Source organism: Pseudomonas sp. FG-3G, from assembly GCF_901007645.1.
Taxonomy (GTDB): domain Bacteria; phylum Pseudomonadota; class Gammaproteobacteria; order Pseudomonadales; family Pseudomonadaceae; genus Aquipseudomonas; species Aquipseudomonas rhizophila.
On the sequence record NZ_CAAKGZ010000020.1, the window covers coordinates 1 to 20,777 of the forward strand.

Here is a 20,777-nt window from a genome sequence, read left to right on the forward strand (position 1 = left end):
TCGTCGGCCTTAATGGGCTGACCTGTTTTAGGGCGCGGCTTCGGATGCTGCCGTTTTGGGATAGCGAAGGGTTTTGGCAAGGGCCTAGCATCGAATCCAGCGTGCAACCAAAACAATAAGCATCTGGACAGCGGTGAAGCTGGCCGCGCCCCGATCCTACAGCGACTGCCTCATACAATAAGGTCAAGAGAAATGAGTGTGTCTTTCCCGATCAGCAGCTCGACGGAGCTGAAGCGAGGCGCCCTGGGCGTTGGCTTCATTATTTTCTTTGTGATTTCGGCGGCGAGCCCCTTGAGCGTCATCGCCGGCGGTTTCCCCATTGGCATCATGCTAGGCAATGGCGCCGGCACACCGGCTTTGCTGCTCCTGGCGCTACTGGTGTTACTGGCCTTCTCGGTGGGCTACACCGCCATGTCCCGTCACATGACCAACGCCGGTGGATTCTATGCGTTCACCGCTCGCGGTTTGGGTGGCTTGGCCGGTGGTGCGGCGGGGGTGCTGGCGATGTTTGCCTACAACATTCTCCAGGTCGGCCTGTACGGCATGTTCGGCGGCGTGGTCAGCGGCACGATGGCCAGCGTCTTTGGCCTGGATTTGCCGTGGTGGACGTATTCGCTCCTGGCGATGGCGAGCATTGCGATTCTGGGTTATCGCAAGATCGACCTGTCGGCCCGGGTGCTGTCGGTAGTGGTCATTGCCGAGTACCTGGCGATCCTGACCCTGGATTTCGCCATTCTGAAAACCGGTGGTGACAGCGGTATCAATCTCGATTCCTTCGACCGCAGCCATGTGTTCAGTGGTACGCCGTCCATCGGCTTGCTGTTCTGCTTTGCAGCGTTTATCGGCTTCGAGGCCACGACTATCTATGGCGAAGAGGCCAAGAATCCGCACCGTACGATACCCATCGCAACCTACAGCTCGGTGCTGCTGATCGGTGCTTTCTATGCCCTGTCGGTCTGGGCGATGGTGATTGGCGTAGGGGCCGACAAGATCGTGCCGACCTTGCAGGCACTGCAGGATCCGACCACGTTCATCTATGGCATGTCCGATCATTTTGTCGGCCCGCACCTGACCCAGATCATCCGCGTGCTGTTCATGGTCAGCATCTACGCTGGGCTGTTGGCGTTCCACAACGCCGCGGCGCGTTACTTCTATGCCATCGGGCGTGACGGTTTGCTGCACAGCCGGTTGGGCACCACCCATCGCGTGCACCAGAGTCCGCACATGGGCTCAGTCCTGCAAAGCCTGATCGCGGCGGTGGTGGTGCTGATCTTCGCCGCGCTGGATGCCGATCCGATCCTTCAGTTGTTCGCTTGGTTTTCCAATCTGGCGACGCTGTGCGTGATCTTGCTCATGGCCCTGACCTCTGCAGCGGTATTTGTCTATTTCCGCGCGCACCCGGAACTGAAGCTGGGACTCTGGCGCGGTCGGATTCTGCCGGGTTTTTCGTGCCTGGCATTGCTGGCGGTCCTGGTCCTTGCAGTGATTCATTTCGACGTGCTGACCGGCGCCAGCCAGCTCTTGTCCTACGGTCTTTGCGCGATCATTCCCGCCGCACTGATCGTCGGCGTGTTCCTCGCCGCCCGATTGCGCAAGGCCTCGCCCGAGCGGTTCATGGCGCTGGGCAGCCACAAGCTCTAGGGCGTCCGCGACATCGTCAAACCCCACAAAAAACAACTGCGCTGTCGTTCGGGACGGTCCGACAGCGCGTGAAAGGAAGGTGTCATGCACGATTATCAAATGCTCATCAATGGGGCCGGGGTCGACGGCGATAACGGTCACTTCGATGTGGTCAATCCGGCGACCGGTACGGTGTTCGCCCGGTGCTCGGCAGGTTCCCTGGCCCAGCTGGACCTTGCCGTCGAAGCGGCGCAGTCGGCCTTTGTCGAGTGGCGCCACAGCACCCACGAAGACCGCCGCCAGCGCCTGCTGAGCATCGCGGCGCAGATCGAGCAGGACGCCGAGTCGTTGGCCCGACTGATTGTTCTGGAGCAGGGCAAGCCGCTGGAACTGGCGCTCTTTGAAGTGATGGGCGCGGTGGCCTGGACGCGCTACACCGCCGAGCAGCAGATCCCCGTGGAGCTGGTGGAAGAAACCCTGAGCCAGCGCATTGAACTGCACCGCAAGCCGTTGGGTGTCGTCGCGTCGATCACGCCCTGGAACTGGCCGTTCATGATTGCCGTCTGGCACATCATGCCGGCGCTGCGTGCCGGCAACTGTGTGATCAGCAAGCCGTCCAGCCTGACCCCGTTGAGCACCCTGCGCCTGGTGGAGATCATCGCGCGCCATGTGCCTCGAGGCGTGATCAATAGCGTGACCGGTGAGCAAGGGTTCGGCAGTGCGATCACCGCGCACGCCGGTATCCAGAAGATTGTCTTCACCGGCTCGACCGCCACCGGCCAAAGCGTGATGCGCGGCGCCGCCAGCAACCTCAAGCGTCTGACCCTGGAGCTGGGCGGTAACGATGCCGCCATCGTGCTGCCCGGCACGCCGGTCGAGGAGGTCGCCGATGACATTTTCCAGGCGGCCTTCCTGAACATGGGGCAGACCTGCGCCGCCCTCAAGCGTTTGTACATCCACCAATCCCAGTACGAGGCCTTTGCCGAGGCCCTGGCCCTGATCGCTCGGCGTCAGGTGGTAGGGGATGGTTTGGCGCCTGGGGTCACGTTTGGACCGGTGCAGAACCTCGAACAGCTAGCGCTGGTGGAGGAACTGGTGGCGGATGCCCGTGCCCATGGGGCGCGGGTGTTGTGCGGCGGTGCCCGCCTGGACCGACCGGGCTTTTTCTATCCGCCGACCCTGGTCGCTGACGTGACCGACGGACACCGACTGGTGGACGAAGAACAGTTCGGTCCGGTGCTGCCCCTGATTGCCTACCAGGATGTCGAGGACGTCCTGCGCCGCGCCAATGCCAGCGACATGGGGTTGGGTGGATCGGTCTGGGGCCCTGATGTCGAGCAGGCACAGGCATTGGCCAGTCGCCTTGAAAGCGGCGTGGCCTGGGTGAATTGCCATGCACAAATTCAGCCCAATACGCCATTTGGCGGCAGCAAGATGTCCGGATTCGGTGTCGAGTTCGGCCTTGAAGGGTTGCTGGAATTTACTGGCCAGCAACTGCTGTACGTACGCAAGCGTGAAACAGAATGAGGACTGCAACCATGTACGAGCAATACAAGACAGCACAGAAGAAGTTCTGGCACCCGATGAGCTCTGCGGCGCCAGCCAATCGCTCCAAAACGTTGATCATCGCCCGTGGCGACGGTAACTACATCACCGATATCGAGGGCCATCGCATGCTCGATGGTGTCGGCGGCCTGTGGAACGTGAACGTGGGCCATAACCGGGCTTCAGTGAAAGCGGCCATCGCTGCGCAACTGGACGAGCTGGCTTATTACCAGACCTTCGACGGCATTGCCCATCCCCGGGTGTTCGATCTGGCCGAGCGACTGACGTCGATGTTCTCCCAGGAGAACATGGCGCGGGTGTTGTTCAGTTCCGGCGGTTCCGATGCGGTCGAGACGGCACTGAAAATGGCCCGCCAATACTGGATTGCCAGCGGCGAGCCAGGGCGCACGCGCTTTCTGTCGTTGCGCAATGGCTACCATGGCGTGCACGTGGGCGGTACATCGGTGGGCGGCAATGGGGTCTATCACTACAACCACGGGCCGCTATTGGCCGGCTGTCATCTGCTCGATACGCCCTGGCTGTACCGCAACCCCTGGGACTGTCGCGATCCGCAAGAGTTGACCGCTCATTGCATTCGCCAGTTGGAAGACCAGATCGCGTTGCTTGGCCCACAGACCATTGCCGCGCTGATTGCCGAACCGGTACAAGGCGCCGGCGGCGTGATCGTGCCGCCCGCACACTACTGGAAGCAGCTGCGCGAAGTCTGCGATCGCCACGGCATCCTGTTGATCGCCGATGAAGTGGTGACCGGCTTCGGCCGCACCGGCTGCATGCTCGGCAGTCGTGGCTGGGGTGTCGCGCCCGACGTACTGTGCCTGGCCAAGGGCATCACTGCCGGCTACATCCCCATGGGCGCCACGGTCTTCAACCAGCGCATGGTCGATGCCATCGAGAATGGCCCGGGCTTCAGCAGTGTGATCATGCACGGCTACACCTACAGCGGTCATCCAACCGCATGTGCCGCGGCCCTGGCGGTACTGGATATTGTCGAAGCCGAGGACCTGCCGGGCAATGCCGGAAAAGTCGGTGCCCAGTTGCTGGAGCAACTACAACCGCTGACCGAGCGTTATGCGGTGGTGGGCGAAGTGCGTGGCAAGGGCTTGATGATTGCCGTGGACCTAGTGGCGGACAAGGTAACGCGCGAGCCGCTTGACCCGGCCAACGGCCTGGCCTCGCGCATTGCCGAGCAGGCGCGCCGGGCCGGCGTACTGGTGCGCCCGATCGGCAACAAAATCGTGATGTCGCCACCGCTGACCCTCACCAGCGACGAGGCCGCCCTTATGGTCGGCGCGTTGGACAGCGCGCTCGCCGACTGCCGCTAGCCTGTTCGCCGGCGCAGTGTCTTGCGCCGGCTCCTGAATACAAAGACAGCCTTCAAAGGCGCACCACAAGGAGCTCCAGCCATGCGGTCTCTATCGCGTATGGATTTTTTCGGCAGTGGCCTTGCCTGTACGCTGGCGCTTTGTGCCACGAGTCAGGTCCAAGCCTATGAGTTGTATGCCGATGAAGACACTCATCTCAACGCCGACATGCTGGCGGTGTTCGGTCATTTCAACAGTCGCAAGAACTACGACGGCAGGTCCGGTGGTTCAACCTGGCGCGAAGGCTTCATCAAGTATGGCGTCAGCGGCGACCAGGGCCTGGCCGGCCGGGGCATCGCCTACGGTGCGTTCAGCCTTGTCAGTTCCGCTACTTGGGGCGATGGCGACCCTTCCGGGAATACGCTTGGGAGCGAGCGCACGACGAAGATTGAAGACGCTTACCTGGGCTGGCGTTCCGCGGATCTTTTTCCCGTGTTGGGACAGGACGGTGTCGATATCTCTGGCGGACGCCAGGTGGTCAAGGTGGGGCGAGGTTTCCTGATCAACGATGACGGGCCAAACCTGGGCAAGGGGCCTGCCGATGGCCGCTTGAATCGAGGGGGCGCCTATTACCTGGCGGCTCGGCACGCGTTCGATCAAACCGCCGTTCTGCGTCTGGGAGGGCAGGACGGCATGCATGGCAGCGTGGCGTGGCTCAAGTCCGATAACCGCGCCCAGGCCGAAACCGAACTCACCGCCGCTACGCTGGATTACACCGCCAAGGCCGGTACGTTGGGCCTGACGTGGATACACGGCATCGACGTTAATGACCGCTGGGCCAGCGATTTCCAGAAGCAGCGCAAGGGTATGGATGTCTACAGCATTCGCGGTGAAGGCGATGCGGGTATCGAAAATGTCAGCCTGGCATTTGAATACGCCTGGCAAGACAAGGACGCCGGACCTGAGAAGGCCTGGTACGCCGAGGCCGGATATACCTTTGCAAGCGTTGCCTGGGCGCCGAAGCTGACCTATCGCTACACCCGCTATTCGCAGAAGTGGGACTCACTGTTCACCGGGCAAAGTACCGGCTATGGCACCTGGTTCCAGGGCGAAGTCGCGGGTAACTATGCCGGACCCTTCAACAGCAATACGGGGATCCACCATGTCGGTCTGAAGGCCACACCATTGGAAAACCTGACCCTCGGTGCGTTGTACTTCGACTACAACACAGTGCGTAAAAGCAATGCCCTCAACCTCGACGCCCGTGAGCTGGATGTTTATGCCGAGTGGGTCGTCAATGAGCACTTGATCGTCACGCCGCTGATAGGTCTCTACAAACCGGATCGGGACGCCACGACGGGGGGCAATCAAGTGACAGGCAATGGCACTAACGTGTACAGCCAGGTGAGTGTGGCCGTGCCGTTCTGAAACAGGGGTTGTTCGGTAAACCCTGTGGCGAGGGGATTTATCCCCGCTAGGCTGCGCAGTAGCCCCATACAGCCAACTCAATCTATCTGACACACCGAGTTGTTTGGCTTTTAGGACTGCTGCGCAGCCCAGCGGGGATAAATCCCCTCGCCACAGAGGCATCGTTTCCCTTTAGTGAGCCGCGCCTGGCTGTTAGCCGACTGCAGGCGGATGTTGCATCCGCTCGGCAATCCTCCGGGTGGTGTCCATCACCATTTCAACCACGGTTTCCTGGCGCAGTAGCTTGAAGCTGTCGGTGCTGCCCACGGCCGAAAGGCTGCCCACCACTTCGTCGAGCTCCGGGTTGAAGATCGGCGCTGCGATGCCGGTGAGCCCCAGGTTGAGTTCGTCGTGGGTCATGCAATAGCCGTCTTTGCGGATCTTTTTCGCGGCCTTGGAGAAGCTTGTCCAGTCATGGCCGCTGTCGGGGTCGTGGGCCAGGTGTTCTTCGAACAGGCGTTGCAGGCGCCGACCCTTCTGGAAGGCGATCAACACCTTGGATTGCGCACCGCGAAAAAACGGCAGCGGTTGGCCGCGGCCGAATGAAAACTGATAGGTGTCACTGGGTTCGGCGATGTAGGTGTTGATGATGCGCCCGTCGTAGAAAACGCTGGCGAACACCGCCAGGCCGGTGGCTTCAGACAGCTCGTGCATCAGCTCGCGGCCTGCCACCAGGATCGGGTCGTACTGGCGCATCATCCAGTCCAGCTCAATGATGCGTGGCCCCAGGCCGTAGCTGCCGGCATCCACCCGCACCAGCAGGCCGGCATCGCACAAGTCCTTGACGTAGCGGTACACGGTCGCCCGTGACAGGCCCATGCGCTCGGCGATGGTATCGGGGTCGATCTTCAGTGTGGCCGGGCCGAACAGGTCCAGGACACTCAGCATTTTGCTCAGACTGCTCATTTCGCTCCTAAAGGGGGAATGGCGCGTAGGGGGCGTTGGGTGAGCACTATAGGTAGCCGCGGCGGTGATGAAAAGCCCGCGTGCTCGCTCAGGAGCGCCTTGTCACGGTAATCCATTGCTTGAGAAATATGAATGGATTTCCAATATTTTGATCTGATAAAAACTGCATTAATCTCAAAATATGATTTTAATGTAGAAAAACAGCTTGTTTTGTCGATCTTCATGTGTGATAAATCTCAGCCACTGCAAACGCTCGAGCGAGAGGGCTGGAAATGAATGGTGCGCAACTGATAGTGAAGGCGGCGGTGGCGAGCGGTATCGAATACTGCTTCGCCAATCCCGGAACGACCGAAATCCCCTTGGTGGCCGCCATGGCCAGCGCACCTGCCCTCAAGCCGGTGTTGTCCTTGTTCGAGGGGGTATGCACCGGTGCTGCGGACGGCTACGGCCGGATTGCCGGCAAGCCGGCGATGACCCTGACCCACCTGGGGCCTGGCTTTGCCAATGGTATTGCCAACCTGCACAACGCCCGTCGCGCCAATACCCCGATCGTTAATGTCATCGGCGATCACGCGTCATGGCACGTCAATTACGATCCGCCGCTGGCCAGTGATATCCAGGCGCTGGCCGGGAGTGTTTCCGGGTGGGTGCGCACATCGCGCACCGCGTCAGGTGTAGGGGAAGATTTCCAGGAAGCCGTGCGTGCGGCCTGGCAAGCCAAGGGGCAGATTTCCAGCCTGATCCTGCCGATGGACTTGCAAGCCAACGAGGTGGAGCGCGAGCGCGCCTTCACCGCGTTGCAGGCCCCGGTTCGTCGTTTTGCCGGTGACCGGATCGAAGCCGTGGCCCAGGCACTGCGCAATGGCCAGCGCCTGGTGTTTATCGTGGGTGATCAGGGCTTGTCCGTCGCTGGCCTCGAAGCGGCGGGGCGTTTGGCCCAACTGCCGGGTGTGCGGATGTTCGCCGAAACCTTTCCGCGCCTGAGCTATCGCGGTGGTGGTTTGCCTGATCTGGATCGCTTGCCGTATTTCCCCGAGGTTGCCATTGAGATCCTTGATCAATACGACGCCGTGGTTTGCGCCGGGGTCCCGGATCCGATCAGTTACTTCGGTTACGAAGGCATTCCTTCGCGCCTGGCGGAACGTGATCGCCTGCTTTACCTGGCAGAAGTAGGGGACGACGTTGCGGGTGCGCTCACTGCGCTGGCTGATGCGCTTGAGGCTCCGGCTTATGTGCCCACGTCGCGGGCTATCGAGCTACCAGCGGGCAGTGCCGAGCTGACGCCGCAGTCGATCGGGCAGGTGTTGGCCGCCTCGCTGCCGGACGATTGCATCGTCTCCGTGGAGGGTGGGACCTGCGGTTATCCATTCTTCACCGCTTCGGCCCATGCCGCACGGCATCGGGTGTTGACCAACACCGGTGGGGCCATCGGCCAAGGCATCCCGGTGGGATTTGGCGCCGCCCTGGCGGAGCGCGGCAATACGGTGTTCTGCCTGCAATCGGACGGCAGTGCCCAGTACACCATCCAGACTTTGTGGAGTATTGCCCGGGAGCAACTGCCGGTGGTGATTCTGATTGCCGCCAACCATCGCTACGCGATCCTGCAGAACGAGTTGCGCCGCTTTGGTATGACCGAGCTGGGCCCTGAGGCCCTGAGCCTGACGGTGCTGGACCGTCCTCGCATCGATTGGAAAGCTCTGGCCAAAGGCTACGGCCTGCCGGCCAGCACCGTACACACCAATGCTGAATTGCAGCGCGCCCTGGCCAACGCCAAGGCCGATGGCGGTCCGTGCCTGATTGAAATGGCGCTGTAAAGGAGGAGCTATGAGTCAGATCCAATTGTTACCTGCCGTCGAACAATTCCTGTCACAACCTGGGCGCCTGTTTATCGGCGGCACCTGGCAGGACGCCGCCAATGGTCGCCGGTTTGCCGTGGAGAACCCGGCCACTGAACACACCCTCGCTGAAGTTGCCGAAGGCGGCGAACGCGATGTGGATGCCGCCGTCGCTGCCGCCCGCGCGGCCTTTACGGGGACTTGGGCGCAGCAGTCGCCGGCCCAGCGCGGCCTGCTGTTGTTTCGTCTGGCTGAACTGCTCGACCAGCACCGCGAGGAGCTGGCGCAACTGATCACCCTGGAAAACGGCAAGCCGATCGCCGCGGCCCGGGGTGAAGCGGCCAGCGCGGCCAACATCATCCGTTACTTCGCTGGCTGGCCGACCAAGATCGAAGGCAGCACGCTCCCGGTATCGCCCTCCAGTGGCGCGCCGATGCTCAATTACACCTTGCGTGAGCCGGTGGGTGTCTGCGCGTTGATCGTGCCGTGGAACTTCCCGTTGACCATGTGCGTGTGGAAGCTCGGTCCGGTGTTGGCGACCGGCTGTGTCGCGGTACTCAAGCCCGCCGAACAGACGCCTCTGGTTGCGATTCGCCTGGTGCAACTGATCGAAGCCGCTGGTTTTCCGGCCGGGGTGGTCAACCTGATCACCGGCCTGGGCGTGCATACCGGCGGACCGCTGGCCCAGCACCCGGACGTGGACAAGATCGCCTTCACCGGCTCGACCCAGGTGGGGCGGCTGATTGCCCAGGCGGCCACCGGCAACATGAAGAAAGTGTCCCTGGAGCTGGGGGGCAAGTCGCCCAACATCATCTTGCCGGACGCCGATATCGTCCGTGCGGCCAAAGGCGCCGCCGATGGCATTTTCTACAACCAGGGCCAGGTCTGCACCGCCGGCTCGCGCCTGTATGTGCACGCCAGTGTTCTTGACCAGGTACTTGAAGAACTCCAGCGCCATGCCGCCGCCCATGTGCTGGGGCCAGGGCTGGATCCGGCCAGCAGCATGGGCCCGCTGGTCTCGGCCCGGCAGTTGGGCACGGTGCGTGGCTACCTGCAACGGGGCCAGGAAGAAGGTGCCGAACTGATCTGCGGCGGCGACCGGCCGGCCCATCTGGAGCGCGGCCACTTCATCCGCCCCAGCGTGTTTCTCGACCGCGCCGAGCGCGCCTGTGTCGCCCGGGAAGAAATCTTCGGCCCTGTGCTGACCGTCATGAGCTGGACCGAAATCGATGAACTGGTGCTGCGCGCCAACGACTCGCCCTACGGCCTGGCGGCCGGTCTGTGGACCCGCGACTTGCGTTCAGCCCATCGCGTGGCGGCACAACTGAAGGCCGGATCGGTGTGGATCAATTGCTGGAACGTCGTAGACCCGGCCTCGCCGTTTGGTGGTTACAAACAATCCGGATGGGGCCGGGAAATGGGTAAGAACGTGATCGATGCCTACACCGAAACCAAAAGTGTCTTCGTCGATCTCGCCTGAGCCGAACAATCACAAGAGGAACTGCTATGGATCTGGAATTGCAAGGCCGCGTGGCGATCGTCACGGGCGGTGGTATGGGCATCGGCAAGGAAGTCGCGCGTTTTCTGTCCCAGGAGGGATGCAAGGTGGTGATCTGTGCGCGGCGCATGGAGTATCTCCAGCAGGCCGCCGAAGAAATCAGCGCACAGACCGGCAACGAAGTGCTGCCGCTGTTCTGTGACACCAATCAGATGTCGGCCGTTTCCGACATGGTGGAAGCCGCCCATAAGCACTTTGGCCGCATCGACATCCTGGTCAACGGCGCCGCCGCACCGTCCGGCGTGGTGCGCAATGACATTGAACATGCGGGCGACGATGAGTTGCTCTCCGACCTCAACACCAAGGTGATCGGGTATTTCCGGTGTGCCAAGGCGGTGACCCCGCACATGAAGGCCGGGGGCTTTGGTCGCATCATCAACATCGGTGGCTTGACCGGGCGCGGCAGCAAGGTCCTTTCGGGCATGCGCAACCTGGCCATCGCCCACATGACCAAAACGCTCTCCGATCAACTGGGCCCTTCGGGCATCACCGTCAATCTGATTCACCCCGGTGTGGTGGATACCCCGCACATCCAGGAGCTGTACGAGCGCGAAGGCGTCAAGCAGGGCAAGACGCCGGAGCAGGTGGAGCAGGGCTACATCGACGCAACGCCGATCCGCCGCACGTTGGCGCCCATCGAAATGGGCTGGCTGATCGGTTTCCTGGCGTCGCCCAAGGCGGGCGCCGTGACGGGAGAGTCCATCGGCATCGATGGCGGCCTGACCCGTGGCATCTTCATTTGAGGAGCAACAGTGATGAGTAACGGAACCCTTTTGGTCGCCACTGTGGGACAAGCGGTGATCCGCAGCGCCGACGATGGTCATACCTGGCATCGCCTGGGTCTGGGACAGGATCTGGAGTTTGATGCAATCACTCGATCCCTGAGCGTTCATCCCGATGCGCCTGAAGTGATCTATGCCGGGACCGACGTCGGCCTGTGTGTCAGTCATGACGCCGGAGGCCATTGGCAGCGAGTGGATTCGCCATTCAACGGGCAGACCGTGTGGAAGGTTGCAGTGGATCCACAGGATGCGCAGCGCATCTTCGTCGGTACTGGTGCACCTTCGCGCGCCGTGCTGTGGCGCACCCTCGACGCCGGCCTGAGCTGGGAGCGCGCGCCGGTGGATATTCCGGAGTTCTGCGAAGGTGTCAGTCGGCCGCGCTTGCTGGCTTTCGCTTATGACCCGACTGATCGCGACCAGCTCTGGTTCGGCCTGGAGGAGGGCGGGTTGTTCCACAGCCGTGATGGCGGTGATTCCTGGACCCGTGTCGATGATCGGCTGCTGTGGGACTTCAACTCGGACGTCCACAACATCCTGGTCCTGCCCAACCATGGCCAGAAGGTCATCGTGGTGGTGTGCGTCAACGCCGTTTACCGCAGCCTCGATGAAGGGCAAACCTGGACTGGCATCATTGCCCGGGAAACATTCGGCCTGTACTACGTGCGCGCCATGAACGCACCGCTGGGCAGTGAAAGCACCCTCTACCTGAGTATTTCCGACGGTACGCCTGGCACGACCAGCAAGGTACTCATCTCTCGGGATGCGGCCCTCAGCTGGGAGGTGCTGCCGCTGTCACAACAACCCAACTCGTGTGTCTGGGCCATTGCCTTCAACCCTGGCAACCCTCGTCAGATCGTTGCCGGGACCAAATACGGACACCTGTTCACCTCCGAGAACGGTGGGGACGGCTGGCAGAAGCAGTGGCGTGAGTTCAGTGAAATTGCTGATGTGCTCTGGACGCCCGCCGTGGCGCAGATCAAGTCCGGGCATCAATCCATCGTCAAACAGAACTGAGGTATCGCACGATGAAAATCGAGGTCGTTCGAACTCACCTGTCGCTGTTTGTCAGCGACCCTGAAACCTCGGCACGTTGGTACGCCGATGTTCTGGGTATGCACGAAAGCGCCCGGGGTGACAGCTGGGTCATGATGGCGTTTGGTGCCAAGCATCACGATATCGCTTTGATCCGCGCAGAGCCGGGGGCCCATCAGGGCGGCCTGGGCTTGCAGCACTACGGGCTGGAAATCGCCGGCGACATGACTACCCTGCGCCAGCTCTACGGCATGTTGCTTGCCAAAGGGGTTGAGGTGGTGAAGATCACCGATCACGAAATCGGTAACGGCGTGTACTTCAACGATCCCGATGGCAATCGCATGGAATTTTTTCTCGAGACCGAACATGACGACGCGCGAGGCAAGGCCCGTTTCAAGGCTGCCGGAGCGCCCAGCCGAAATTTTGATCTCGACCCACTTTGAAAGAGACCTGTCCGATGAAAACCGCAAATTTCGCCAGTTACCACATCCGCAAATGGTATAGCTTCGTCGAGGAAACCCTGGCCAACGAAAGTGGCCAGTTGGCCGATGGTGAACCGTTGTTCAAATACGCCATTGGCGCCGTGATCGCCAATCCCTATGCCGGGCGCTACAGCGAAAGCCTGGCCGAGCTGGTCGAGCCATCACCTTTGTTGGGGCAGGAGTTTGGTCGTCGCATCCAGGCACTGGCTGGCCAGCGTGAGATTGTCAGTTATGGCAAGGCGTGTCTGGTGGGCAGCCAGGGCGAGTACGAACATGGCAATGCACTGCTCACCAATCCAGCAGCGGATCCGATTCGGGTGGCATTGGGCGGTGGCAAATCCTGGGTGCCTTCCACGGGCAAGCGTGGCGGGCCTGGCGTGACCATCGATGTCCCGCTGGCCCATAAGGATGCGCTGTATGTCCGCTCGCACTACGACAGCATTTCGCTTTCGTTCGGTGATGGCCCCTCGGCGGACGAGTTGATCATCATCTGGGCCTTCGCCACTCGCGGGCGTTTGCATGCGCGCCTGGGTGGTCTCCAGGCTGCCGACATCAAGGGCAATGATGGCCTGCATTGAGGTGGGTTGACCGTGGAGACCAAACGAATGTCTGCAAACAGCCACTTCTTCACCAATCGCTCGCAGATGCGCCTGCACTATCTGTCGTGGGGCAACCCGTCGGGCATCGCGGTGGTGTTGTTGCACGGGCTGCGCTCCTATGCCCAGACCTGGGATGGCCTGGCTAATGCGCTGGGGGAGCAGTACTGTTGCTATGCCCTTGACCAGCGCGGTCGCGGTTACAGTGACTGGGCGGATCCCTCCAGTTACCGAACCGAAGCTTATGTCAGTGATCTTGAAGATCTGGTGGCGCACTTGGGACTGCAGCGTTTTGTCCTGGTGGGGCATTCCCTCGGCGGAACCAATGCACTGGAGTATGCGCGACTCAATCCGGGCCGACTGCAGGCCTTGGTGATCGAGGACATCGGTCCGGGCTCGTCGGTCAGTGGAGATGGTGCCGAGCGCATTCGGCGCGAGATGAGCCAGACACCGCTGGTGTTTGCTGACTGGGAGAGTGCCGCGCAATTCTGGCGCCAGGCTCGACCTGGCCTGTCGCTGGAGGGGCTGGCCTCCAGGCTGATGTACTCCATGAAGGAAACACTGGCCGGAATCGAATGGCGTCACGACCAACAGGGCATTGCCCAGGCGCGCCTGAGTATTGCTCCGACTGACCTTTGGCCTGCGGTACGGGCACTGGATTGCCCGACGCTGTTCATTCGAGGCGCGCGTTCCGATTTCCTGCCCTTGGCGACCCTTGAGGCGATCAAACAGACCAGTCCATGGGTGCGGGCAGAGGAAATCGCCGACGCCAGTCATTACGTCCATGATGACCAGAGCGAAATGTTCAACCTTGTCGTCATGGATTATTTGTACGACCAACGCCTACAACCACAACAACAAAGCGGTGAATAGCGATGAAGCAGGAGAAAACCCAGGTTGTCATCGTGGGTGGCGGCCCGAACGGGATCACGGCTGCCCATTACATGGGGCTGTACGGAGTCGACTGCGTCGTCCTTGAATTGGCTGACGGCGTCCTGCCGTATCCGCGCGCGGTGGGCATGGATGACGAGGCGTTACGTGTGTTGCAGGGCATCGGCATCGCCGAGCTGGCCGCGCGCGACATGATCTGCAACGTGCCCTTGCGTTACTACAATGCGCGAGGCGTCTGTTTTGCCGAGGTCAAGCCGAGCACGGCAAACTATGGCTGGCCGATGCGCAATATCTTCATGCAACAGTTGCTTGAAACGACGTTGCGCGAACAATTGGGCAAACACGCCAGTGTCGAGTTGCGCCAGGGCCATGAAATGCTCGACCTGGAGCAGGATGCCGAGGGCGTGACCTTGCAGGTGCGCGATGTCGGGGGCGAGCTCTATCAATTGCAGGCGCAGTACGTGATCGGCGCCGATGGCGGACGTTCCAGCGTGCGCAAGAAGCTCGGTATCGAATTGCTGGGGCTGACTCATCCACGCAAATGGGTGGTGATCGACACGGCCAACGACACCCTGGATGCACCTTATACGGCCCTGCATGCCGACCCTCAGCGGCCCTTTGTCTGCATCTACCTGCCATATCAGCAACGGCGCTGGGAGTTCATGCTCCTGGAGGGCGAAGACGAGACCAGGATGTGCGAGGAGGCAACGATCCGGGACTTGATCCGTGGGCATATCGGCGATGCGGTCGATCAACTGGAAATCATCCGGATCCGCGCCTACACCCATAACTCCCGGGTCGCGGCGCGCTTTGTCCAGGGCCGGGTGGCACTGGTGGGGGATGCGGCGCATATTTCCCCGCCATGGGCCGGGCAGGGGCTCAATTCGGGCTTGCGAGATGTCGCCAACGTCACTTGGAAGCTTGCGGCGATTCTCCAAGGGCGAGCATCGCCGGCGATTCTTGCCAGTTACGATCAGGAACGCCGTGGGCATGCGACCGATCTCATCGCGTTGGCCGACAACATGGGCGCCGTCCTGGGGCTGACCAACCCGCTGATGGCCGGTGTCCGGGACTGGTTGTTCCAGGCCGTCAACAGCGTCGACAACCTGCGTTCGCACTTGTTGGAGTTCAAGTTCAAACCCAAGGCGACCATCACCAAAGGCCTGGTGTATCACGAGCGCGCCGAGCTGCATGAGGATGATCTGGTCGGGCAGTTGTTCATCCAACCCTCTATCGAAGATGCCCAGGGCCAGCGCCGGCGTCTGGACGAGGTGTTGGGGCATTCCTATGCGGTGCTGGGGTATCGGGTCAATCCGAGCGAACCGCTCAGCGAGCAAACCGCTGCCTATTGGGCGCGCTGGGACACGCGCTTCATCCAGATCAATCGTTCGCGCAGTGGCGTGGGGCGCAACCAACCCTTGTCTGCCAATGGTGCCCTTTGCGTCGAGGACGTTGATAACCGCCTGGGCGAGTGGTTTGCCAAGGTGCGTGACTGCATCGTGGTAGTGCGGCCGGATCGTTTTGTCGCCGCGATCACCACACCCGAGCGGCTCGAAGGCGTATTGCGCAAACTGGCGGAGCAACTCTCATGAGGCGTGAAGATGATCTGCTGGTCCGGCTTCACGATGCCGCACACGCCGTACACGCCTTGCCTTCGTTGGAGCCTCAGGCCTTCGACCTGTCGGCGGGCTACACTTTGCAGCGCGAGGCATTGCGCCGGCGCCAGGTCGCTGGTGAGCAGTTGACCGGATGGAAGGTGGCCTTCGCTGGCCGCGCCGCCCAGGACCGTTTCGGTATCGATGAACCGGTATTGGGCGGGCTGACCGATGCCATGGCGGTGGAGCCCGGCAGTACGGTGCCGCTTGCACGGCTGATCCAGCCCAAGCTGGAAATCGAGTTGGCATTTGTCCTGGGGCGTACCCTGGAGTCAGGTTTCTACAGCGACGAGGACATTCTGGCCGCCGTGTCCGAGGTCGCGCCGGCGTTCGAGATTGCCGATTGTCGCTGGCAGGGCTGGCGTTTCGGTGTCGGGGCGTTTCTTGCCGACAATGCCGCCGCGGGACTTTATTGCCTTGGCTCGCGGATCAGGTTTCATCCTGAGCTATTGGCCCACGTGACCTATCGCCTGGAATGCGACGGGGCGCCCTGCGGCGAAGGCGATGCCCTGGCGCGCGAGGACACGCCCCAGACAAACCTGTGCTGGCTAATCCGGCGCCTGCTGGCCGACGGACAATGTGTTGAAGCGGGTCAGGTCGTGCTGTCCGGAGCGTTGTTGCCACCCATGGCTATCCAGGCGGGCGAGTACCGGTTGCATATGCTTGGCACGGAACTGGCTTTGGCTTTCCAGGCATAAACCCCAGCCATCGTCAGGGAGGATCGAGCCACTTAAGACAGGCCGACAATAAGAACAGCGCCTCTGAGGAACGATGACCATGCTCGCCGAAGTCCGTACCTTCAATGATCCCCAGCAACACGCCGGTTCCATCCTGGGCTGGCAACAGGTCTATGACCAGCTTGGTCGTGGATGTCTTTCCAGTGAGCTGCGACAGATTTGCGCCGACCGTTTTCAGATTTTCCAGGAAGTGTTGGATAAACGTGTGGTGCAGCGAGGTTGCGCACCAAAAGGGCGATTGTGCATTGCCATGTCGCTGGGCAGCGCGCCGGTGGTCCAAGGGCATCAGGTGGGCGCCCACAGTGTGGTGCTGCTGCGAGATGGAGAGGACTTTGTCTTGCATGCCCCGGAAGGTACGCACTTCTTTGCGGTCAACGTCGACACTGTTCGTTTCGCCAAACTGGCGGCTTACGAATTGTCGGGCGAACAGCTCAAGCGTTTGAAAAGCGAATCGCAGATCAGCGTGGATGAGGCGGTGTTGCTGAGCGTGCAGCAAAGGATCCATCCGTTGTTCCGTCACCTTCTGGAACAAGCGGACGCCATCACTCCAGCCTCGGAAAAAATGTTGGAGGAGGTGCTGCTTAACGCATTCCTCGATCTGTTCAGTCACGCCTCTGACGAGGTTCGTGGCCGTCGCGGCAACGTCGCTGTCAGTGCCTATCTGGTCAAACGTTGCCAGGAACTGGTCGTAGACAGTGGTGACACATCGCTGAGCATTCTTGATCTGTGCGAGCAATTACGGGTGAGTCGCCGGACCCTGCAGAACAGTTTCCAGGCGGTAACCGGGATGCGTCCGGTCGAGTACCTGCGTAACTTGAGGCTCAATGCCGTACGGCGGCGCTTGATCACGACCCGTGCGACCACGCTGAATGTCGGTGAGATCGCCGTTGCCATGGGCTTCTTCCACCTAAGCCACTTCGCCGCTCATTACCGAGCGCTGTTTGGTGAGTCACCTTCGGACACTCCCAGGGCTGGCTGATTGAGTGTTACCCGGCTACCACTGTGCACACTAATGGGCGTCGCTTGAGCCATTTGGTAGCACGTCTACCCAATTGACGCCGGGCCCGTGCACGCCCCATAGCAAGACCCTTTCCTTCAAATCAATCACTTGCACATCGATCCATTCAGTTGGCACGCATTCTGCTTTTTTGAATTTATGGATAATTGGATACAAAAATTCAAAAGGTGCTGCCATGCAATTCGCTCCGAGTTACGTTGGGCGCCCGCCGATGACGGCCGAGGAGGAGGCTTACAACTTCCTGCTGGACGCCATTTGCGGGGGACGATTGCGCAAGGGTGACCGGCTGATCGCTGAAGACATCGCCAGCGAGATCGGTATGAGCCGGATGCCGGTGCGCGAGGCGTTCCGTCGATTGGACGCCCAGGGCCTGGTGACCCTTAGGCCCAATCGCGGGGCCGTTGTCAGTGGCCTGGATATCGATGAGCTGCACGAAGTCTTCGAGATGCGCAGCGTCCTCGAAGGCCTGGCGATCCGTGTCGCGGTAGCCAGGATAGGCGAGCGCCAATTGGCAGCCTTGGAGCGTCTGCTGGACGAGATGGACGATTACCGCGAGGAAAGCGCCGAGTGGGTCAGCCGGCATCGCGCCTTTCATGAATACCTGTGCAGCCTCAGCGGTCGTCCCCGGTTGCTGAAGCAGATCAGTGCCCTCTATTCCTTGATCGAGGCGCCCATGCGCCTATGGCTTGAGCACGTGGAAAAACCGCTGAGTGCGCGCCAGGAACACGCGGTGATTCTCGAGGCGATTCGTACTGGCGACGCCGATAAGGCCGAGGCAGTGGTGCGTGCGCACATCGAAGGCACCGTTCCTGAGTTGATCCAATTTCTGCAATCGAAAAAATAACCAGTGCGGGCCCCGAGCCTGCCGTTGTTTTGACTTTGAGTACTGCCCGTTACTAACTGAACTGGAGTGTCTGGTCATGCATAAGCCTCGCCTGTTGGTTGCCGCCCTATCCTTGGGATTCTGTGCTCAGTGGGCGGTTGCCGCGCCCGTTGTTCCGGAGCGCTTGCTCAAGGTCGAAAAACTCGTCTATTGCTCAGGCATGGATTCGCCGCCCCTGGTGTCCTTCGATGAAGCGCAGAAACCCAGGGGCTTGACCGTTGACCTGGGCCTGGAAATCGCCAAGCGGCTGGGCGACAAGAAAGTCGAGTGGCGGGTGATTCCCTTTTCCGGGCTGCTCCCGGCTTTGCTCGCCAAGCAGTGCGACATGATCGTCGACCAGTTGTTTGACAAGCCCGAGCGCCGTGAGGTGATCGATATCGTCAACTACATGTACTCCAGCCAGGCGGTGGTCGTGCCCAAGGGTAATCCGAAGGCAATCAAGACGCTGTCGGACCTGTCCGGGCATAAAGTCGCGGTGCTCAATGGCTCCACCATCAAGACGCTGCTCGACGCCGAGAATGAAGCGCTGACCAAGGCTGGCAAGCCTGGAATGAAACTGGTGGTCTACAACACCGACACCGATGCATTCCAGGCCTTGCGCATCAGCCAGGTCGATGCCTACGGCACCACGGTGGAAACCGCCGGTTATTACGCCACCATGGCCCCCGATTTGTTTGAGGAAGGGGTGCCTGCCTTCAGCCGGATTCTTACCGGACTGGGTATTCGCAAGGACGACACGCAACTGAGCGCCGCAGTGCAGCAGGTGATCAACGACATGCGCAGTGATGGCAGCTACAGCCAACTGCTCAGCAAATGGCATGTCGCCAGTGACACTCTTGATTGAGGTGAGCGTTGATGAACTTCAATTGGGATGTGTTTTGGCAGTACCTGTTGCAGCCCAGTGATGTTTACCTCACCGGGCTCTGGCTGACCTGCGTGATCAGTGTGTTGGCGATGCTGCTGGGCTGCTTCCTGGGACTGGCCGCGGCGTTGATACGGTTGTCGAGCAATCCGTTGCTGCATTTACCGGTGCGTTTTTATGTGTGGCTGATGCGCGGCACGCCGTTGCTGGTGCAGATTGTCTTTCTCTATACAGCACTGGCGGCAGGGGGGATTTTCCGCTTCGAAGACATCGATCTGTTCGGCCTGGTGATTCCCGGCAATATCCAGGCGGCGATCATTGCCCTGGGGCTCAACGAAGGTGCCTATATGGCCGAGATCATCCGGGCCGGCATCGGCGCGGTGGACAAGGGCCAGTACGAAGCCGGGCGTTCCCTGGGCATGACGTTCGCCAAGCTGATGCGCCGCATTGTCTTGCCCCAGGCGTTCCGGGTCATCGTCCCGCCACTGGGCAACGAGTTCAACGTGATGCTCAAGAACACCACGTTGGTCAGCGTGATCGGCGTACAGGAACTGTTGCTCAGTACCCAAATGGTCACGTCGGCGACGTTTCGGGTGTTCGAGTTGTACCTGGTGGTGGCGATCTATTTCCTCTTGTTGACCACTCTCTGGGGCTTTTTCCAGCGCTGGCTGGAAGCCCGTTTCGGCCAATCGGACCGACCCTCGTCACCACCGCCGGCGTCGACGCGGATGTTCGGTCGCAGCACCCTGAACCTGTTGAGGGCACGTTAGCCATGGCGCACAAAAGTGAAGAGCTGATCATCGAGGCGCTGGATGTGCACAAGTCCTTTGGTGAGCTACAGATCCTCAAGGGCATATCCCTGCAAGTACGGCGCGGCGAAGTGGTGGTGCTGATCGGTGCCTCCGGCTCGGGCAAGACCACCTTTATCCGCTGCATCAATCTGCTGGAAGACATCCAGGGCGGGCGCATCCGCGTCAATGGCCGGGCCATGGGCTATCGCGAGCGGGCTGACGGCAGCCTGATGCGTGAGTCGGAGCGCAACATCGCCCGCCAGCGCCGGGACATCGGCATGGTGTTTCAGCGCTTCAACCTGTTCCCCCACATGACGGCCCTGGAGAACATCATCGAGGCGCCGATCCAGGTGCTCGGGATGCCTCGCGCTGCGGCGCTGGAACAGGCCCGCAACCTGCTGGAGCGGGTCGGTCTGGCGGACAAGGCCAACCACTACCCGTCGATGCTCTCCGGCGGCCAGCAGCAACGGGTGGCGATTGCCCGGGCGCTGGCGATGAAACCTCAGGCCATGCTGTTCGATGAACCCACCAGCGCCCTCGACCCGGAAACCGTTGGCGAGGTGCTGCAAGTGATGAAAGCGCTGGCAGAGGAGGGCATGACCATGGTCGTGGTCACCCATGAAATGGGCTTTGCCCGCGAAGTGGCAGACCGTGTGGTGGTGCTGGACCAAGGTGAACTCATCGAGCAAGGCCCGCCGGAGCAGATCTTCAGCCATCCCACGCACCCGCGAACCCGGGCTTTCCTCAGTCGCGTGTTATGACCGTTCCGGGGTGTTCGCCCTGAGTCCCGCCAAT

General features: G+C 61.0%; 21 protein-coding genes. 18 read left to right on the forward strand and 3 right to left on the reverse strand.

The annotated features are described in order from the left end of the window. Positions 1-192 precede the first annotated feature (192 nt). The 4 genes from PSEUDOMOFG3G_RS09760 (at position 193) to PSEUDOMOFG3G_RS09775 (ending at position 5,915) form a co-directional block, all read left to right on the forward strand. Complete coding sequence (locus tag PSEUDOMOFG3G_RS09760) at positions 193-1,641, forward strand: APC family permease (RefSeq protein ID WP_139049795.1); 1,449 nt, start codon at positions 193-195, stop codon at positions 1,639-1,641. Between the two features lie 84 nt (positions 1,642-1,725). Next, on the forward strand, positions 1,726-3,147 hold the full coding sequence (locus PSEUDOMOFG3G_RS09765; protein ID WP_139049796.1) for an aldehyde dehydrogenase family protein: 1,422 nt from the start codon (positions 1,726-1,728) through the stop codon (positions 3,145-3,147). 11 nt (positions 3,148-3,158) lie between these two features. Continuing rightward, positions 3,159-4,508, forward strand: a complete 1,350-nt coding sequence (locus PSEUDOMOFG3G_RS09770; RefSeq protein WP_139049797.1) for an aminotransferase class III-fold pyridoxal phosphate-dependent enzyme — start codon at positions 3,159-3,161, stop codon at positions 4,506-4,508. An 81-nt stretch (positions 4,509-4,589) separates the two neighbouring features. After that, a complete protein-coding gene (locus PSEUDOMOFG3G_RS09775; RefSeq protein WP_139049798.1) occupies positions 4,590-5,915 on the forward strand; it encodes a hypothetical protein in 1,326 nt (441 codons plus the stop codon). Between the two features lie 192 nt (positions 5,916-6,107). On the opposite strand, the gene PSEUDOMOFG3G_RS09780 is transcribed toward PSEUDOMOFG3G_RS09775, so the two are convergent. Together PSEUDOMOFG3G_RS09780 and PSEUDOMOFG3G_RS09785 are read right to left on the reverse strand one after the other, a co-directional pair. Beyond that, entirely contained in the window at positions 6,108-6,860 is a 753-nt protein-coding gene (locus PSEUDOMOFG3G_RS09780; RefSeq protein ID WP_139049799.1) for an IclR family transcriptional regulator, read from the reverse strand. After that, the gene (locus PSEUDOMOFG3G_RS09785) at positions 6,857-7,084 is read right to left on the reverse strand and encodes a hypothetical protein (RefSeq protein WP_139049800.1); all 228 of its coding nucleotides are present in this window, start codon (positions 7,082-7,084) and stop codon (positions 6,857-6,859) included. Before PSEUDOMOFG3G_RS09785 ends, PSEUDOMOFG3G_RS09780 begins: the two co-directional genes overlap by 4 nt. A gap of 48 nt (positions 7,085-7,132) precedes the next feature. Here PSEUDOMOFG3G_RS09785 and PSEUDOMOFG3G_RS09790 point away from each other — a divergent pair, with 48 nt between their 5' ends. The 10 genes from PSEUDOMOFG3G_RS09790 (at position 7,133) to PSEUDOMOFG3G_RS09835 (ending at position 17,407) form a co-directional block, all read left to right on the forward strand. Further along, positions 7,133-8,674, forward strand: coding sequence for an acetolactate synthase large subunit (locus tag PSEUDOMOFG3G_RS09790; protein WP_139049801.1), 1,542 nt, complete (start codon positions 7,133-7,135; stop codon positions 8,672-8,674). Positions 8,675-8,684: 10 nt separating this feature from the next. Beyond that, a complete protein-coding gene (locus PSEUDOMOFG3G_RS09795) occupies positions 8,685-10,175 on the forward strand; it encodes an aldehyde dehydrogenase family protein (protein ID WP_139049802.1) in 1,491 nt (496 codons plus the stop codon). A 26-nt stretch (positions 10,176-10,201) separates the two neighbouring features. Beyond that, positions 10,202-10,996 carry an SDR family NAD(P)-dependent oxidoreductase gene (locus PSEUDOMOFG3G_RS09800; RefSeq protein WP_139049803.1) on the forward strand — a complete coding sequence of 265 codons (795 nt, stop codon included), beginning with the start codon at positions 10,202-10,204 and terminating at the stop codon, positions 10,994-10,996. A 12-nt stretch (positions 10,997-11,008) separates the two neighbouring features. Then, on the forward strand, positions 11,009-12,049 hold the full coding sequence (locus tag PSEUDOMOFG3G_RS09805) for a YCF48-related protein (protein ID WP_139049804.1): 1,041 nt from the start codon (positions 11,009-11,011) through the stop codon (positions 12,047-12,049). A gap of 11 nt (positions 12,050-12,060) precedes the next feature. After that, positions 12,061-12,510 (forward strand): VOC family protein, encoded by a 450-nt coding sequence (locus PSEUDOMOFG3G_RS09810; RefSeq protein WP_139049805.1) that lies wholly within the window; start codon positions 12,061-12,063, stop codon positions 12,508-12,510. Positions 12,511-12,524: 14 nt separating this feature from the next. Then, a complete protein-coding gene (locus PSEUDOMOFG3G_RS09815) occupies positions 12,525-13,127 on the forward strand; it encodes an amino acid synthesis family protein (RefSeq protein WP_139049806.1) in 603 nt (200 codons plus the stop codon). Positions 13,128-13,154: 27 nt separating this feature from the next. Then, entirely contained in the window at positions 13,155-14,018 is an 864-nt protein-coding gene (locus PSEUDOMOFG3G_RS09820) for an alpha/beta fold hydrolase (RefSeq protein WP_139049807.1), read from the forward strand. A gap of 2 nt (positions 14,019-14,020) precedes the next feature. Continuing rightward, entirely contained in the window at positions 14,021-15,628 is a 1,608-nt protein-coding gene (locus tag PSEUDOMOFG3G_RS09825; RefSeq protein ID WP_139049808.1) for a bifunctional 3-(3-hydroxy-phenyl)propionate/3-hydroxycinnamic acid hydroxylase, read from the forward strand. Beyond that, on the forward strand, positions 15,625-16,389 hold the full coding sequence (locus PSEUDOMOFG3G_RS09830; RefSeq protein WP_139049809.1) for a 2-keto-4-pentenoate hydratase: 765 nt from the start codon (positions 15,625-15,627) through the stop codon (positions 16,387-16,389). The genes PSEUDOMOFG3G_RS09825 and PSEUDOMOFG3G_RS09830 overlap by 4 nt, the downstream gene beginning before the upstream one ends. A 79-nt stretch (positions 16,390-16,468) precedes the next feature. After that, entirely contained in the window at positions 16,469-17,407 is a 939-nt protein-coding gene (locus PSEUDOMOFG3G_RS09835) for a helix-turn-helix domain-containing protein (RefSeq protein WP_139049810.1), read from the forward strand. Positions 17,408-17,437: 30 nt separating this feature from the next. On the opposite strand, the gene PSEUDOMOFG3G_RS09840 is transcribed toward PSEUDOMOFG3G_RS09835, so the two are convergent. Beyond that, a complete protein-coding gene (locus PSEUDOMOFG3G_RS09840; RefSeq protein WP_139049811.1) occupies positions 17,438-17,623 on the reverse strand; it encodes a hypothetical protein in 186 nt (61 codons plus the stop codon). On the opposite strand from PSEUDOMOFG3G_RS09840, the gene PSEUDOMOFG3G_RS09845 reads away from it, so the two are divergent. From PSEUDOMOFG3G_RS09845 to PSEUDOMOFG3G_RS09860, 4 genes are all read left to right on the forward strand, one after another. Next, positions 17,622-18,290, forward strand: a complete 669-nt coding sequence (locus PSEUDOMOFG3G_RS09845) for a GntR family transcriptional regulator (RefSeq protein WP_139049812.1) — start codon at positions 17,622-17,624, stop codon at positions 18,288-18,290. The genes PSEUDOMOFG3G_RS09840 and PSEUDOMOFG3G_RS09845 overlap by 2 nt on opposite strands. A gap of 76 nt (positions 18,291-18,366) precedes the next feature. Beyond that, positions 18,367-19,173, forward strand: a complete 807-nt coding sequence (locus PSEUDOMOFG3G_RS09850; protein ID WP_139049813.1) for an ABC transporter substrate-binding protein — start codon at positions 18,367-18,369, stop codon at positions 19,171-19,173. An 11-nt stretch (positions 19,174-19,184) separates the two neighbouring features. Further along, complete coding sequence (locus tag PSEUDOMOFG3G_RS09855; protein ID WP_139049814.1) at positions 19,185-19,961, forward strand: amino acid ABC transporter permease; 777 nt, start codon at positions 19,185-19,187, stop codon at positions 19,959-19,961. Positions 19,962-19,963: 2 nt separating this feature from the next. Then, entirely contained in the window at positions 19,964-20,743 is a 780-nt protein-coding gene (locus PSEUDOMOFG3G_RS09860) for an amino acid ABC transporter ATP-binding protein (RefSeq protein WP_139049815.1), read from the forward strand. Positions 20,744-20,777: the final 34 nt, after the last annotated feature.